The organism is Streptomyces sp. NPDC093795, assembly GCF_044764665.1.
In the GTDB taxonomy this organism is placed as follows: Bacteria; Actinomycetota; Actinomycetes; order Streptomycetales; family Streptomycetaceae; genus Streptomyces.
The window spans coordinates 325359-340718 of record NZ_JBIWIO010000009.1; the positions used below are offsets into that span (position 1 = coordinate 325359).

Here is a 15360-nt window from a genome sequence, read left to right on the forward strand (position 1 = left end):
AGTACGGCCCCGTGGCCCTGATTCTTCCTGTCCGAGGGCCCGGTTGCGAACCCGGGGGCGGATCGGGGTGTCGCAGGTCGTGGGGGGCGGTCCTGTCGGGGGTGGGTACCCGCCGGTACGGCTCAGTCCAACCCGGCTCTTACGGGTCGGCTCGTACCGGCCCGTACGGCTCAGCCCGTACGGCTCAGCTCCCGTCGGCCGGCTTCGGTTCCGCGAGGACCGCGAAGCGGGCGCCCTGGTTGTCGTGGAGGACGGCGATGCGGCCGTGCGGGGTGTCGAAGGGCGGGGTGGCGACGCGGCCGCCGAGGCGGACGGTGGTCGCGCAGGCCTCGTCGCAGTCGTGGACGACGAAGTAGACGAGGACGTGACCGGGCATCTCGGCGGGGAAGTCGTCGGTGATGACGGCGCGCCCGCCGAAGGCGGCGCTGTCGTCGCCGGGCCGGGAGCCGGGAGGCGACCAGACGCGGTAGTCGAAGCCCTCGTCCCTGCCCTCCTCCTCGGCGTCGGTCTGGCGGCCGAGGTAGCCGAAGACGGTGGCGTAGAAGGTGTCGACCGCCTCGGGACGGCGGGTGTACACCTCCATCCAGCAGAAGGCGCCCGGCTCGTTCGTGATCTCGAACCCGTCGTCGTCGCCCGCCTGCCGGAGTCCGAAGACGGCGCCCCCGGGGTCGGCGGCGAGGGCGAGGACGCCGAACGGGCCGACGGGGTACGGCTCCATGACCATCTGCCCGCCGGCGGCCTTGATCCGGGTGGAGAGGGTGCCCGCGTCCCGGGTGGCGAGGTAGAGGGTCCAGGTGGTCGGCATGCGGCCGTCGCGCTTGGGGAGGAGCCCGGCGACGCGTCGCCCGTCGAGGAGGGCCTCGTCGCGTTGGGGGTCGAAGGTCCAGCCGAAGAGCTCGCCGTAGAAGCGCTTGCCGGCCTCCAGGTCGGGAAGCTGTGCGTCCACCCAGCAGGGGGTGCCCTCAGTGCGTGCCGCCATGGGGCCACGCTAGGTCGCCGGGGGCGGCGCCGCACGCTCCGATATACGAACAAAGAGACGATTCAGCCCGCTACAACCCTTGGGGCGCTTGACTTGTCCACCGAAGTTGTCCACAGGCTGTTCATAAGTCTATTCGGGTACGGGTCTCCCCCGTGGGGTTTCCCCGGAGTTCCCCAGGGGCTCCCCGGGGGCCGCCCTGGAGACTCCCCCGGCCTCCCCCGCCGACCCGGCAACGCCACCGCACTGGCTTGAACCCGCCCCTGCGCACCGAGCCGCAACACGCGAGCCGACCTCGCAGAACGCTCGCGGAACAGGGTCGCACCCCATTTGCACTCGGCCGAATCGCGCGCCGACCCCCCCTCGGTAAGCTGACGGCATGACAGGACAAGTACGCACCGTCGACGGCCGCGTGGCCGGACGACGCGGTCAGGCGACGCGGCAGAAGCTGCTCGACTGCCTCGGTGAGATGCTCAGCTCCTCGCCCTACCGGGACGTCAAGGTCATCGATGTGGCCCGGAAGGCGGGTACTTCACCCGCGACGTTCTATCAGTACTTCCCGGACGTCGAGGGAGCGGTTCTCGAGATCGCGGAGGAAATGGCCAAGGAGGGCGCCGGGTTGACCGCGCTGGTCTCCGGCCGCTCCTGGGTCGGTAAGGCCGGCTGGCAGACTTCCGAGGAACTCGTCGAGGGCTTCCTGGACTTCTGGCGGAAGCACGACGCGATCCTCAGGGTCGTGGACCTCGGTGCCGCCGAGGGCGACAAGCGGTTCTACAAGATCCGCATGAAGATCCTGAACTCGGTCACCAACTCCCTCACGGACGCGGTGAAGGAGCTCCAGACCAAGGGCAAGGTCGACAAGGAGGTCAGCCCCGCCGCCATGGCGGGCTCGCTCGTGGCGATGCTCGCCGCGGTCGCCGGCCATCAGAAGGGCTTCACGACCTGGGGTGTGAAGCAGGCCGAACTCAAGCCGAACCTCGCCCTGTTGGTGCATCTGGGCATCACCGGCAAGAAGCCGACCAGATAGCCCCGACCCCCTCCTCCACCCGTCCTGTCGTCGACGCCGACGGCGGCCCGCCCCCACGGACCGCCGTCGGCGTCGCCGTGTCTCCGGCGGGGACGCCGCACCGCACCGGGCGGGACGCCCCCCGCCACCGGCCGGATGGCTCACCGCCGGGTGAGCCGGAAGAGTCTGATCTCGCGCTCCACCCGCGCCTGGTACGTGGCGTACGGCGGCCAGAACTCCAGCGCCGCCCGCCAGGCCTCCGCCCGCTCCTCCCCCGTGAGCAGCTCCGCCCGTACGGGCACGTCCTCGCCCCGCCAGTTGACCTCGGCGTCCGGGTGGGCGAGCAGGTTCGCCGTCCACGCCGGGTGTCCGGGGCGGCCGAAGTTGGAGCCGACGAGCAGCCAGCCGCCGTCCGGCTCCGGCATGCAGGCCAGCGGGGTGACCCGGGGCAGCCCGCTCCTCGCACCCCGGGCAGTGAGGACGACCCCGGGCAGCATCTGGGCGCTGAGCAGCACTTTTCCCCGAGTGAGCCGGTGGACGGCCCGGTCCATGGCGGGGATGACGTGGGGGCCGACGCGGGCGAAGGCCCGGGTCGAGGAGATCTTCTGCACGAGTCCGCGTCCGCGTCCGACGGGCATCTACGCCGCCACCTCTCCGAAGAGTCCGGTCCGTTCCGCCGCCCGGGCGCGCAACCGCCGCACGGGACCGAAGAGCAGCTCGTCGGACGTGGCCCGCTCGAAGAAGAGGAGCGGGTCGTGTTCCGCGGCGGAGCCGTCGCCGCCGTGGATCCGCAGGGACTCCTCCGCGGTCGCGCGCAGGGCCTCCAGGGCGTGGGCGAGCGCGAGCGGCCCGCTCTCCGGTCCGGGGCCGGGTTCCCGTACCGCGCAGGAGGTGAGGGAGCGGGCGGCCTCGACCTGGACGTGGAGGTCGGCGAGCCGCTGCTCGGCCGCACAGGACGAGACGGCTCGGCCGACGGCGCGGTCCGCGGCGCGGTCGACGATGCGCTCCGCGGCGCGGTCGAGGGCCTCCCGGGCCGCGCCCACCGCCTCGGCGGCGAGCATGACGGCGGCGGTGCGGCCGGTGGCGGCGAGGGCGCCGAGGACGTCGGCCGGCTCCTCGCCGAGGAGTTCGGCCCGGGTGTCGCGGAACTGGACGGTGGCCCGGGGCCGGGTCCGGTCGAGGGCGGGCGTCCGGGTGCGGACGAGACCGGGTACGTCGGCCCCGTCGGTCCGTACGAGGAAGAGGAGCGTACGGCTGCGGGCGAAGCCTCCCGTGTGGGCTGCGACGAGCAGCAGTCCGGCGCTGTGCCCGTCGACGACGTGGGCGGCCTCGCCGTACAGCCGCCAGCCGCCGTCGGCGGCGCGGGCCTGGACACCGCCCGCGCGGCCGCCGCCGGACCAGTCGCCGGCGGTGTTGTCGCCGGTGAGGCCGAGGGCGAGCGCGAGGGAGCCGCCGGGGACGGCGAGGGCGCAGGTGAGGGTGGCGTCGGCGAGGCGGGGGAGCAGGGCGGCGCGCTGGGCGGGGGTGCCGAGGGCGGTGAGGAGCGGGGCGGTGAGGACGCTGGTGGCGAGGAGCGGGGAGGGGGCGAGGGCGCGGCCGGTCTCCTCGCAGACGAGGGCGAGCTCGGCGGGCCCCCGGCCGGCGCCTCCGTACTCCTCGGGGAGGGTGAGCCCGGCGAGACCGAGGGCGCCGGACATGCGGGTGCCGAACATGCGGGCCCAGAGCTCGGGGTCGTACCCCTGGGGGCCGGCGACGGCCGCGCGGTTCTCGCGGGGCCCGGCGCGTGCGGCGAGGAGCTCGCGCAGGGTGCGGCGGATCTCCTCCTGCTCCTCGGCGAACGGGGCGGTGGGCGGGTCGACGAGCGGGGCAGTGAGCGGGGCGGCGATCCGTTCGGTCCCGGTGGCGGCGAGCGGCGCGCGTTCGGCGGCGTCCATGAGGCTCCCTCCGTATCTGACGGAGCGTCATGTTAGGACCGGGCGGCACTACTTGCCCAGAGAAGCACCGGACCGGTTCCGCAAATCTGATGTACCGTCAGATCCATGGCGCCCACCCTGTCCACACGGAGCTCCCGCCGCGTCACCGTCGCCGGCGTCTCGCTCGCCGACTGCGGCCGGGTCGACGAGGCCACCCCGTACGCGCTGCACGCCCAGGCCGCCCGGCGCGCGCTCGCGGACAGCGGCCTGGACCGCTCGGTGATCGACGGCCTGGCCTCGGCGGGCCTCGGCACGCTCGCCCCGGTCGAGGTCGCCGAGTACCTGGGTCTCCGGCCCCGCTGGGTGGACTCGACCGCCGTCGGCGGCGCCACCTGGGAGGTCATGGCCGCGCACGCCGCCGACGCGATCGCCGCCGGGCACGCGAACGCGGTCCTCCTCGTGTACGGCTCCACCGCGCGCGCCGACATCCGCGCCCGGCGCCGTACCGCCAACCTCTCCTTCGGGGCGCGCGGCCCGCTCCAGTTCGAGGTCCCGTACGGGCACACCCTGATCGCCAAGTACGCGATGGCGGCCCGCCGCCATATGCACCAGTACGGGACGACCCTGGAGCAGCTCGCCGAGGTGGCGGTACGGGCGCGGGCGAACGCGGCGCTCAACCCGGAGGCGATGTTCCGCGACCCGATCACCGTCGACGACGTCCTGTCCGGGCCGATGATCGCGGACCCGTTCACCAAGCTGCACTGCTGCCTGCGCAGCGACGGCGGCTGCGCGGTGCTGCTCGTCGCCGAGGAGTACGTCCAGGACTGCCGTACGGCCCCGGTCTGGGTGCTCGGCACCGGTGAGCACGTCTCGCACACCACGATGTCGGAGTGGGAGGACTTCACGGTCTCCCCGGCGGCGGTCAGCGGCCGGCTGGCCTTCGAGCGGGCGGGGGTGACGCCCGCGGACGTCGACCTGGCCGAGATCTACGACGCCTTCACTTACATGACCCTGGTGACCCTGGAGGACCTGGGCTTCTGCGCGAAGGGCGAGGGCGGCCCGTTCGTCCAGGAGAAGGACCGGCTGCCGGTGAACACGGACGGCGGCGGACTCTCGGCCTGCCACCCGGGCATGCGGGGCCTCTTCCTGCTCGTGGAGGCGGTGCGGCAGCTGCGCGGGGAGGCGCCGGGCCTCCAGGTGCGACGGGCGGACGGTTCGCTGCCGGAGGTGGCGGTGGCGTCGGGGACGGGAGGCTGGTTCTGCTCGTCGGGAACGGTGGTCCTCGGCCGGGGCTGACCCTCACTCAAGAAACTTCGACCGCCCCGGGAACCCGACCACCACCCCGCGCCCTACCGTGGCCGCATGACCGACTTCCACCACGCCCTCCGCTCCCTCCGCGTCTGGGACACCGAGCTGCCCTCCTTCGACCCGGCGGGCGCCCCGCCCGAGCCGCTGCCGCTTTTCCACGACTGGTTCACGGCGGCGGTCGCGGCCGGCCAGACCGAACCGCACACGCTCTCCCTCGCCACCGTGGACGAGGACGGCAGACCCGACGTCCGTACGGTGATGCTGCACGACGCCGACGCGCGCGGCTGGCACTTCGCCTCGCACGCCACCAGCGCCAAGGGCCGCCAGCTCGCCGCCCGCCCCGAGGCCGCCCTCCACTTCTACTGGCCGGTCCAGGGCCGCCAGGTCCGGATCAGGGGCCACGTCACCACCGGCACCCCCGAGGAGGCGTACGAGGACCTCCACGCCCGCACCACCGGCGCCCTCGCCTCGGCGCTCGTGGGCCGGCAGAGCGAGGTCCTGGACTCTCCGGAGACCCTCGCGGAGGCGAGCGCGGCGGCCTGGCGGCGGGCCGAAGCGGAACCGGACGCCCAGGCGCCCACCTGGACCCTGTACGTCGTCGAGCCGGCCGAGGTCGAGTTCTTCCAGGGCGACGGACACCGCCGCCACCTGCGCCTGCGCTACCGCCGCGACCCGGCGACCGCCACCGGCTGGCTGCGCGAGCTGCTCTGGCCGTGAGGGCGCACCATGGAAGTGGAGGTGGGTGAACGATGGCAACGTACATGGACGTGCACCGGGGCATGATGGGCATCACGGCCGAGCAGCTGAACGAGGCGCACCAGGCCGACCTCGCCGTCGAGAAGGACGAGGGAGTGCACTTCGAGAGGGCGTGGGCGGACCCGGAGTCGGGGACGGTCTACTGCCTGTCGCACGGCCCGTCGGCCGAGGCGGTCCAGCGGGTCCACGCCCGCACGGGCCACTCCGCCGACGAGATCCACGAGGTGTCCCTCATGGTGTGAGGAGCGCCGCGCGTACGGGCGGGCCCCCACTCGGGCCCCGCCCTACTCCGCGTCGGCGCCCCCCGCCCCGTACATCTCCTCGATCTCCCGCGCGAAGTCCCGCAGCACGGCGCGCCGTCGGAGCTTGAGCGACGGCGTCAGATGCCCTGAGCTCTCGGAGAACTCGGCGGTCAGGACGCGGAAGGCGCGGATCGACTCCGCGCGCGAGACCAGCCGGTTGGCCTCGTCCACCGCGCGCTGGAGCACGCCGAGCAGCTCCTCGTCCCGGGTCAGCTCCCAGAGCGCCAGATGGTCCTTGTGCCGCATCCGCCGCCAGTGGGTGAGGCCCTCGTGGTCGAGGGTGATCAGGGCGGTGATGTACGGGCGGTTGTCGCCGAGGACCACGCACTGGGCGATCAGCGGATGGGCCCGCAGCCAGTCCTCGAGGGGGGCGGGAGCGACGTTCTTTCCCGCCGAGGTGATGAGGATGTCCTTCTTGCGGCCGGTGATCCGCAGATAGCCGTCGGCGTCGAGCGACCCCAGGTCGCCGGTGGGGAACCAGCCGTCGTCGGTGTACGGCACGGCCGCCCCGCGCTGGGCGTCCCAGTACCCGGCGAAGACGTGACCGCCCTTGAGCCAGACCTCGCCGTCGTCGGCGATCCGCACGGCCGTGCCGGGCAGCGGCCGGCCGACGGTGCCGGTGCGCGGCCGCTGCGGCGGGGTGACCGTCGACGCGCCCGTGGTCTCCGTCAGGCCGTACCCCTCGAAGACCTCGACGCCGGCGCCCGCGTAGAACTCGGCGAGCGGCGCGCCGAGCGGGGAGCCGCCGCAGATCACGTACCTGACCCGGCCGCCGAGGGCGGCGCGGATGCGCCGGTAGACGAGCGGGTCGTACAGCGCCCGTGCGGCGCGCAGGGAGAGCGAGGGCGTGTCCTCGTGCCCGTACCGGCGGGCGACCCGGGCGGCCCGGTCGAACGCGGCGGCCTTCCCGCCGCGTTCGGCGGTGGCGCGGGCGGAGTTGTAGACCTTCTCCAGGACGTACGGGATGGCGAGGAGGAACGTGGGGCGGAAGCCCGCGAGGTCGGCGAGGAGCTCCTGGCCCTCGACGGAGGGGGCGTGCCCGACGCGGACCCGGGCCCGCACACAGCCGATGGCGACCATCCGCCCGAAGACGTGGGAGAGCGGCAGGAAGAGCAGGGTGGCGGCGGGTTCCTCGCTCTCGGCGACGAAGACGGGGTGGAGGAGCCGGACGGCGTTGTCGACCTCGGCGAAGAAGTTGGCGTGGGTGAGGGCGCAGCCCTTGGGGCGGCCGGTGGTGCCCGAGGTGTAGACGAGGGTGGCGAGGGTCTCGGGGGTGAGCAGCCCCCGGCGGGCGGTGACGGCCTCGTCGGCGACGCGCGAGCCGGCGCGGCGGAGCTGGTCGACGGCGCCGGTGTCGAGGACCCAGAGGTGGGCGAGGCCGGGCAGTTGCCGCCGCTCGGCGGAGACGAGCCGGGCCTGCTCCGGGTCCTCGACGACGCAGGCGGTGGCGCCGGAGTCCTGGAGGATCCAGCGGGTCTGGAAGGCGGAGGAGGTGGGGTAGACGGGGACGGTGACGAGTCCGGCGGCCCAGGCGGCGAAGTCGAGCAGGGTCCACTCGTAGGTGGTCCTGGCCATGAGCGCGAGCCGGTCGCCGGGGCGGAGGCCGTGGGCGACGAGGCCCTTGGCGACGGAGTGGACCTCGGCGGCGAAGGCGGAGGCGGTGACGTCGTACCACTCCCCCTGGGGTCCCTTACGGGAGAAGAGGACGGCTGCCGGATCCTGGCGGGCGTTGTCGTACGGGAGGTCGGCGAGCGACCCCCGCCGGACGGGCGCGACGAGCGCGGGCACGGAGACCTCCCGCACCACTCCGTCGACCAGGACCTTGCGCGGCTCGACCGGCTCACTCGCGGACGGCTCGTTGACGACGGACACGTGCGGCTCCTCGGTCTGCGCGATGAACTGAGGTCGTACGTCGGTGCGTTGCCCTCTCCACGAGGAGTGACTAGCCGGTAACCTTACTGCGAGGTAAGAGTCAACGGGGAGACCAGCGCTCGCTTTTCATGAGGTTCCCGAGCCCGGACCACGCGAAGTTCATCAGCGTCGCGGCCGCCTCCTTCGCCGTCACCCCCGGTGTCTCGTTGGCCCAGCTCGCCAGCGACTCGGCGGACCCGACGAGCGCCTGCGCCAGCGCCGCCACGTCCCGTTCGGTGATGTCCGCGCCGCCCCGCGCCTCCCGCGCGGCCTCACCGATCAGGCCGGCCACGAACGCGGTGATCTCGTCCCGCATCCGGGCCGCCTCCCCGGCGAACGGCTCCCCCTGCGTCCGCGCCTGCCGGCTGAGCACCGCCCAGGAGTCCGGGTGCTCGGCGGCGTACGTGAAGAAGGCGAGCAGCCCGGCCCAGAGCCGCTCGTCGGGCGGCGCGCTCCGGTCGCGCGGCTCCTCGGACGACGTACTCCGGTCGACGACGGCCTCGGCGACCACGGCGAGCAGCGCCTGCGCCTCCCGCCGGATCACGGCGGTGAAGAGCTCCTCCTTGGAGTTCAGATACAGGTACACCAGCGGCTTGGAGACCCCCGCGAGCTCGGCGATCTCGTCCATGGAAGCCGCCTGGTACCCGCGCCGCGCGAAACTCCGCACCGCCGCGTCCATCATCTGCCGCTCCCGCACGGCCCTCGGCAACCGCCGCGCCTTCGCACCACCGGCCATGGCGCCCCACCCCTGCTTCCAAGATCCACTGGATGCCCCGCAGAAGCGTACGTGCCCCCTGCCCGGACGGGGCAGGGGGCACGTGGGACGCGCTGCGGAGGTGTCGCAGTGGACGTGTCGCAGTGGGACGTGTCAGGCCGCGACCGGCACCGAGACCTTGCGCTCGGCCTCGCGGCTGTCGGCCAGGTCGTCGATCGGGGACGACGAGGCGTTCTCGTACGCGGTGAGGTCGAGGATCTTCTCGCGGGCGGAGACGATCACCGGGACCAGAGCCTGGCCCGCGACGTTCGTGGCCGTCCTGATCATGTCCAGGATCGGGTCGATCGCCATGAGGAGGCCGACGCCCTCAAGGGGGAGACCGAGGGTGGAGAGGGTCAGGGTCAGCATGACCGTCGCGCCGGTCAGGCCGGCGGTGGCCGCCGAGCCGACGACGGAGACGAAGGCGATGAGCAGGTAGTCACCGATGCCGAGCTGTACGTCGAAGATCTGCGCGATGAAGATCGCGGCGAGCGCCGGGTAGATCGCGGCGCAGCCGTCCATCTTGGTGGTGGCGCCGAACGGGACGGCGAAGGAGGCGTACTCCTTCGGGACGCCGAGGCGCTCGGTGACCTTCTGGGTGACCGGCATCGTGCCGACCGAGGAGCGGGAGACGAAGGCCAGCTGGATGGCCGGCCAGGCGCCCTTGTAGAACTGGACCGGGTTGACCTTGGCGACCGTGGCGAGCAGCAGCGGGTAGACGCCGAACATGACCAGGGCGCAGCCGATGTAGACGTCGGCGGTGAAGGTCGCGTACTTGCCGATCAGGTCCCAGCCGTAGTCGGCGATCGCGAAGCCGATGAGGCCGACGGTGCCGAGCGGGGCGAGGCGGATGACCCACCACAGGGCCTTCTGGAGGAGCTCAAGGACCGACTCGGAGAGCGTGAGGATCGGCTTGGCCTTGTCGCCGAGCTTGAGGGCGGCGACGCCGGCGACGGCGGCCATGAAGACGATCTGGAGGACGTTCAGCTCGGTGAAGGGCGTGATGACGTCCGTCGGGATGATGCCGGTGAGGAAGTCGATCCAGGAGCCCTCGCGCTTCGGCAGCTTGCCGTCCTGCGGGGTGAGGCCGGTGCCGGCGCCCGGGTTGGTGATCAGGCCGATGGCGAGGCCGATGGCGACCGCGATCAGCGAGGTGATCATGAACCAGAGCAGGGTGCGGGTGGCGAGCCTGGCGGCGTTGTTCACCTTCCGCAGGTTGGTGATCGAGACCAGGATCGCGAAGAAGACGAGCGGCGCGACGGCCAGCTTGAGCAGCTGGACGAAGATGTCGCCGACGTGACCGAGGGTCTCCTTCAGCCAGGACACGTCCTGGCTGCGGGCTATCCAGCCGAGCAGGACGCCGAGGACGAGACCGGCGATGATCTGGGCCCAGAAGGGGACCTTGGGTATCCGGGACGAGGGCTTGGTCTCGTTCTCGGGCGTGGTCGCGGACGCGGACACAGACACACTCCACAGGTGCGTATCGGGCAATACGGGGACGGGGGTGCGGCACACACGCGCTTTCACGCGGGCCGCTGCATGATGCCGGGTCAGAGCGCGCGGCAACAGACCGCGGACATACAGCGGCACAGATCGACGTGCAGGCGCGCCACGAGCGGGGTGCTCACGGCGTCGAAGGGGCGCACTGCTGTCGTCATGACGGACACGTTAACACTTGAACTTTGAGAACCTCAAAGCCCTTCTTTGGGATGCAGGGACGCCTTCCCGCCTCCGAAACGCAGAACGCCCCAGACAGGAGCCTTGGAAGCTCTTGCCCGGGGCGGGTGATCTGTGAGGAAGCTTACGCAGCCTTTACGGCTCTACAGCGCATCCTCCTGCGACCGGTTCGCCGCGAGGCGGCCCTTGGCGCGGTCGACCTTCTCGACGACCGCGATGCTCGCCTCGTCCCGCACCTTGCGCAGGAGGACGAAGCTCAGCGGGGCGGAGATGACGAGGGAGAGCATGAGGACCCAGAGCAGGTTCGAGTCGCCGAGGCCGCGCGGCAGCGCACCGACGTAGACGAGACCCCACAGGGCGAGGAAGCATCCGGCGAAGATGCCGAGACGCATCAGCGTGTAGCGGAGCATGTCAGCCCACTCTTCCGTTCCGACGTTCCGAAATTGTTCGTTCCGAAAAGTGCCCAAGATCCCTTACGGGACCGACGCCCCTCCAGTGAAGCACGGAGGGGAGAGCCTCCCGGGACCGGGCCACTTGAGCACCTCGCGAGTAATATCTACGATCGCTCCATGACCCTTACGTTCGAGGTGGACCCGTCGGCCGACCGCGCCCTGCGCGACGGCTTGCTCTCCCTCTGGGCCGACGTCTCCAACGCCGGTGGCTCGGTCGGCTTCGTCCCTCCCGTCACCCCCGAGGACATCCGTCCCGCGCTGCTCAAGCACCTCGTCGGGATGACCGAGGGCGGCACCCGGCTGCTCGTCGGCCGTGACGAGGACGGCGAGGTCGCCGCCACCGCCTTCTTCACCTTCAACACCCACCCGCTGATGACGCACTGGGTGTGGCTCTACACGGTGATGGTCCACCCCCGCCACCAGGGCCGGGGGTACGGCCGCGACCTCTTGGCGGCGGTCGAGCACACCGCCCGTACCGCCGAGGGCTTCGAGGCGATCGAGGCGATCCGGCTGACCTGCCGGGGCGGCACCGGCGTCGACGGCTTCTACGCCAAGGCCGGCTACAAGGAGGTCGGCCGCGTCCCCGACGCGATCCGGGTCGCCCCTGGCGACGACCGCGACGACATCATCATGCTGCTGCCCCTGACCTGACCCGTCGGATCCGACGGACCCGACCGGACCGGACCCGACCGGATCGGGCACAGGATGTCGGGTGCGGGGCCTCCCGCCCTTCCTACGGTGAGGACAAGGAAAAAGGGAAGGACGGACCACGTGCTGGACCGGCTCAACCAGGCACTCGACCACATCGAGGAGCGCCTCGACGGCGACCTCGACACGGCCGAGCTCGCCCGGATCGCGACGACCTCCGAGTACCACCTCCGGCGTCTGTTCTCCGCGCTCGCGGGGATGCCCCTGTCGGAGTACGTACGCCGCCGGCGGCTCACCGTCGCGGGCGCCGAGGTGCTCGCCGGGGAGCGGACGCTCCTTGAGATCGCGGTCCGGTACGGCTACGGCTCCGGGGAGGCCTTCGCCCGCGCGTTCCGCGCGGTGCACGGGGTCGGCCCCGGCGAGGCCCGCCGCACCGGGGCGGCGCTGCGCTCACAGCCGCGGATGTCCTTCCGCCTCGTCGTCGAAGGGAACAGCACCATGCGGTACAGGGTCGTGGAGAAGGAAGCCTTCGGGATCATCGGGCGCGGGGCCCGGGTCCCCCTGGTCCACGAGGGGGAGAACCCGGCGATCGCCGCGCACATCAGGTCCATCGGCCAGGAGGCCCTGGACCGGCTCGCCCGCCTCTCGGACGGGGAGCCGGAGGGGATCGTCTCGGCGGTCACGCACCTCACGGAGAGCCGGGAGGAGGGCGCCGAGCTCGACTACTGGCACGGGGTCGTCAGCGGCGCCGAGGTCCCGGACGGGTTCGAGGTGCTCGGCGTGCCGGCCGGCACCTGGGCGGTCTTCGAGAACGAGGGCCCGTTGCCGACGGCCATCCAGTACCTGTGGCGGGACGTCTTCACCCAGTGGTTCCCGTCCAACCCGTACGCGAGCCGGCCGGGCCCGGAGATCCTGAGCGTCCGGCCCTCGGCGGACTGGACGACGGCTCGGGCGGAACTGTGGATCCCGGTGGAGCACACGGGGGCATGAGGAAGGGCCGGTGGGCGAACCCCACCGGCCCTTCTCCGTACGAGCGACTCAGACCCGCATCGCCTGCGGCGTCTCCCGCAGCTCCGTGTCCGGGCCCGGGTACTCGCGGATGATCTCGTACCGCGTGTTCCGCTCGACCGGCCGGAAGCCCGCGTCCCGGATGAGTTCGAGCAGGTCCTCGCGGCCCAGCTTGTTCGGCGTGCCGTAGTTGTCGGCGTCGTGCGTGATCTTGTACTCGACGACCGAGCCGTCCATGTCGTCCGCGCCGTGCTGGAGCGCGAGCTGCGCCGTCTGGACGCCGTGCATGACCCAGAAGACCTTGACGTGCGGCACGTTGTCGAAGAGCAGCCGGGAGACCGCGAAGGTCTTCAGGGCCTCGGCGCCGGTCGCCATCGTCGTGCGCGCCTGGAGCTTGTTGCGGATCTTGCCGTCCTGCATGTCCACGAAGTCGTGCTGGTAGCGCAGCGGGATGAAGACCTGGAAGCCGCCGGTCTCGTCCTGGAGTTCCCGCAGCCGCAGCACGTGGTCGACGCGGTGCCGGGGCTCCTCGATGTGCCCGTACAGCATCGTGCTCGGGGTCTTGAGCCCCTTCTCGTGCGCGAGGCGGTGGATCCGGGACCAGTCCTCCCAGTGGGTGCGGTGGTCCACGATGTGCTGGCGGACCTCCCAGTCGAAGATCTCGGCGCCGCCGCCGGTGAGGGACTCCAGGCCGGCCTCGATGAGCTCGTCGAGGATGTCGGAGGCCGACATGCCCGAGATGGTCTCGAAGTGGTGGATCTCGGTGGCGGTGAAGGCCTTGAGGGAGACGTTCGGCAGGGCCTTCTTGAGCTCGGAGAGGGAGCGCGGGTAGTACCGCCAGGGCAGGTTGGGGTGCAGCCCGTTGACGATGTGCAGCTCGGTGAGGTTCTCGTTCTCCATCGCCTTCGCGAGGCGCACGGCCTCCTCGATGCGCATGGTGTACGCGTCCTTCTCGCCCGGCTTGCGCTGGAAGGAGCAGTAGGCGCAGGAGGCGGTGCAGACGTTGGTCATGTTCAGATGCCGGTTGACATTGAAGTGCACCACGTCGCCGTTCTTGCGGGTCCGGACCTCGTGGGCCAGACCGCCGAGCCAGGCGAGGTCGTCGGACTCGTACAGGGCGATGCCGTCCTCACGGCTCAGCCGCTCACCGTCCCGGACCTTCTGCTCCAGCTCGCGCTTGAGCCCCGCGTCCATACGGCCGCCTCCCTCTTTCTCCGTCATCCAGACTTCGTCGTTCACCGTACTCTCAGCGGTTCCGTCAGCCCTCTTCGGGCAGCTCCCCGACCCGGTTCTCCCACTTCGTGGAGAGCACGATGGTCGTACGGGTGCGGGAGACGCCCTTGGTGCCGCTGAGGCGGCGGATCGTCTTCTCCAGGCCGTCGACGTCGTTGGCGCGCACCTTGAGCATGAAGGAGTCGTCGCCCGCGATGAACCAGCAGTCCTCGATCTCGGCGAGGTCCTTCAGGCGGCGGGCCACGTCCTCGTGGTCGGCGGCGTCGGAGAGGGAGATGCCGATGAGGGCGGTGACGCCGAGGCCGAGCGAGGCGGCGTCGACGGTGGCGCGGTAGCCGGTGATGACTCCGGCGACCTCAAGGCGGTTGATGCGATCGGTGACGGAGGGGCCGGAGAGCCCGACGAGCCGGCCGAGCTCGGCGTACGAGGCACGTCCGTTCTCGCGTAGAGCCTGGATGAGCTGCCTGTCCACGGCGTCCATAGGTATGAGGCCTTCCATTGTCCAGCGATACCGCAAGTTTAGGTATAGAATCTAAGGTACACAGGGGTCGACACCCTGTGAATCTTTCAGCAGATCAAAGACGATCTTTCAGGAGTGGTGTTCACCGTGTACACGATCGAGATGGCCTACGCCCGTATGCGCGAGCTGCAGGACCTGGCCAACCGCTCGCGTGCCCACCAGCCGACCGCCGCCTCGAAGCGTGCCGAGAAGAAGCACGCCAAGAAGCGCTGATCAGACCGGGCGGGTCGCTCCACCGAGCTCTCCCTCCCAACGGCGGTACAGCCCGTGCGGCACCCCTGCCGCGTCGAGCACCCGCCCGGCGACGAAGTCCACCAGATCCTGGATGTGCGTCGCCCCCGCGTAGAACGCCGGAGAGGCGGGCAGCACCACGGCGCCCGCCTCGTCAAGGGCCACCATGTGCTTGAGCGTCTGCCCGTTCAGCGGGGTCTCCCGCACGGCGACCACCAGCGGCCGCCGCTCCTTCAGCGTCACGCTCGCGACCCGCTGCAACAGGTCCTTCGAGAGCCCGAGGGCCACTCCCGCCACCGCCGCGGTCGAGGCCGGCACCACGAGCATCCCCTTCGCCGGGTACGAGCCCGAGGACGGCCCCGCGGCCAGATCGCCGGCCGCCCAGTACCGCACAGCGCTCACGTCGACCGCGAAGGTGTCCGGCTTCCCGTCGGCGCCCCGCGCCAGCCACGTCTCCAGGTCCTCGCGCCAGTGCGCGTCCCGGAAGGAGATCCCCGTCTCGTCGAGCAGCGTGAGCCGCGAGGCCCGCGACACGACGAGGTCGACGCTCTCCCCCGCGGCGAGCAGCCCCCTCAGTACGGCGGCGGCGTACGGCGTACCCGACGCCCCGGAGACGCCGACGATCCAGGGAGTGCGCTTGCCGTCGTCCATGCCGTCGAGCCTAT

The 15360-nt window shown here is 71.6% G+C and carries 17 protein-coding genes; 7 read left to right on the forward strand and 10 right to left on the reverse strand.

The features are described 5' to 3' along the window. Positions 1-184: 184 nt before the first annotated feature. On the reverse strand, positions 185-979 hold the full coding sequence (locus ACIRB7_RS24715) for a VOC family protein (RefSeq protein ID WP_403602559.1): 795 nt from the start codon (positions 977-979) through the stop codon (positions 185-187). Positions 980-1355: 376 nt separating this feature from the next. On the opposite strand from ACIRB7_RS24715, the gene ACIRB7_RS24720 reads away from it, so the two are divergent. Next, complete coding sequence (locus ACIRB7_RS24720; RefSeq protein WP_403602561.1) at positions 1356-2003, forward strand: TetR family transcriptional regulator; 648 nt, start codon at positions 1356-1358, stop codon at positions 2001-2003. Positions 2004-2143: 140 nt separating this feature from the next. On the opposite strand, the gene ACIRB7_RS24725 is transcribed toward ACIRB7_RS24720, so the two are convergent. Further along, on the reverse strand, positions 2144-2620 hold the full coding sequence (locus ACIRB7_RS24725; protein ID WP_403602564.1) for a nitroreductase family deazaflavin-dependent oxidoreductase: 477 nt from the start codon (positions 2618-2620) through the stop codon (positions 2144-2146). Further along, positions 2621-3916, reverse strand: a complete 1296-nt coding sequence (locus tag ACIRB7_RS24730) for an acyl-CoA dehydrogenase family protein (protein ID WP_403602566.1) — start codon at positions 3914-3916, stop codon at positions 2621-2623. It abuts the gene before it with no gap. A 105-nt stretch (positions 3917-4021) separates the two neighbouring features. Here ACIRB7_RS24730 and ACIRB7_RS24735 point away from each other — a divergent pair, with 105 nt between their 5' ends. The 3 genes from ACIRB7_RS24735 (at position 4022) to ACIRB7_RS24745 (ending at position 6201) form a co-directional block, all read left to right on the forward strand. Next, on the forward strand, positions 4022-5191 hold the full coding sequence (locus ACIRB7_RS24735) for a thiolase C-terminal domain-containing protein (RefSeq protein ID WP_403602568.1): 1170 nt from the start codon (positions 4022-4024) through the stop codon (positions 5189-5191). Between the two features lie 66 nt (positions 5192-5257). Continuing rightward, on the forward strand, positions 5258-5920 hold the full coding sequence (locus ACIRB7_RS24740; RefSeq protein ID WP_403602571.1) for a pyridoxal 5'-phosphate synthase: 663 nt from the start codon (positions 5258-5260) through the stop codon (positions 5918-5920). A 32-nt stretch (positions 5921-5952) separates the two neighbouring features. Next, positions 5953-6201 (forward strand): SCO4226 family nickel-binding protein, encoded by a 249-nt coding sequence (locus ACIRB7_RS24745; protein WP_351216492.1) that lies wholly within the window; start codon positions 5953-5955, stop codon positions 6199-6201. 42 nt (positions 6202-6243) lie between these two features. On the opposite strand, the gene ACIRB7_RS24750 is transcribed toward ACIRB7_RS24745, so the two are convergent. The 4 genes from ACIRB7_RS24750 to ACIRB7_RS24765 all read right to left on the reverse strand — a co-directional run bounded on the left by ACIRB7_RS24750 (position 6244) and on the right by ACIRB7_RS24765 (position 11013). Continuing rightward, on the reverse strand, positions 6244-8079 hold the full coding sequence (locus ACIRB7_RS24750) for an AMP-dependent synthetase/ligase (protein ID WP_403602743.1): 1836 nt from the start codon (positions 8077-8079) through the stop codon (positions 6244-6246). A gap of 154 nt (positions 8080-8233) precedes the next feature. After that, on the reverse strand, positions 8234-8908 hold the full coding sequence (locus ACIRB7_RS24755) for a TetR/AcrR family transcriptional regulator (RefSeq protein WP_403602574.1): 675 nt from the start codon (positions 8906-8908) through the stop codon (positions 8234-8236). Between the two features lie 132 nt (positions 8909-9040). Continuing rightward, the gene (locus ACIRB7_RS24760) at positions 9041-10387 is read right to left on the reverse strand and encodes a dicarboxylate/amino acid:cation symporter (protein WP_403602578.1); all 1347 of its coding nucleotides are present in this window, start codon (positions 10385-10387) and stop codon (positions 9041-9043) included. 359 nt (positions 10388-10746) lie between these two features. Further along, positions 10747-11013 carry a DUF4229 domain-containing protein gene (locus tag ACIRB7_RS24765; RefSeq protein WP_403602580.1) on the reverse strand — a complete coding sequence of 89 codons (267 nt, stop codon included), beginning with the start codon at positions 11011-11013 and terminating at the stop codon, positions 10747-10749. A gap of 159 nt (positions 11014-11172) precedes the next feature. On the opposite strand from ACIRB7_RS24765, the gene ACIRB7_RS24770 reads away from it, so the two are divergent. Together ACIRB7_RS24770 and ACIRB7_RS24775 are read left to right on the forward strand one after the other, a co-directional pair. Then, complete coding sequence (locus tag ACIRB7_RS24770) at positions 11173-11706, forward strand: GNAT family N-acetyltransferase (RefSeq protein ID WP_403602583.1); 534 nt, start codon at positions 11173-11175, stop codon at positions 11704-11706. A gap of 120 nt (positions 11707-11826) precedes the next feature. Further along, positions 11827-12693 carry a helix-turn-helix domain-containing protein gene (locus ACIRB7_RS24775; RefSeq protein ID WP_403602586.1) on the forward strand — a complete coding sequence of 289 codons (867 nt, stop codon included), beginning with the start codon at positions 11827-11829 and terminating at the stop codon, positions 12691-12693. A gap of 48 nt (positions 12694-12741) precedes the next feature. Here ACIRB7_RS24775 and mqnE read toward each other — a convergent pair whose 3' ends face one another. Both mqnE and ACIRB7_RS24785 read right to left on the reverse strand, forming a co-directional pair. Next, on the reverse strand, positions 12742-13905 hold the full coding sequence (gene mqnE / locus ACIRB7_RS24780; RefSeq protein WP_403602745.1) for an aminofutalosine synthase MqnE: 1164 nt from the start codon (positions 13903-13905) through the stop codon (positions 12742-12744). Between the two features lie 64 nt (positions 13906-13969). Continuing rightward, entirely contained in the window at positions 13970-14425 is a 456-nt protein-coding gene (locus tag ACIRB7_RS24785) for an Lrp/AsnC family transcriptional regulator (protein ID WP_351216478.1), read from the reverse strand. A 114-nt stretch (positions 14426-14539) separates the two neighbouring features. On the opposite strand from ACIRB7_RS24785, the gene ACIRB7_RS24790 reads away from it, so the two are divergent. Next, complete coding sequence (locus ACIRB7_RS24790; protein WP_167537137.1) at positions 14540-14677, forward strand: hypothetical protein; 138 nt, start codon at positions 14540-14542, stop codon at positions 14675-14677. Here ACIRB7_RS24790 and ACIRB7_RS24795 read toward each other — a convergent pair whose 3' ends face one another. Next, complete coding sequence (locus ACIRB7_RS24795) at positions 14678-15346, reverse strand: UbiX family flavin prenyltransferase (RefSeq protein ID WP_403602747.1); 669 nt, start codon at positions 15344-15346, stop codon at positions 14678-14680. Positions 15347-15360: the final 14 nt, after the last annotated feature.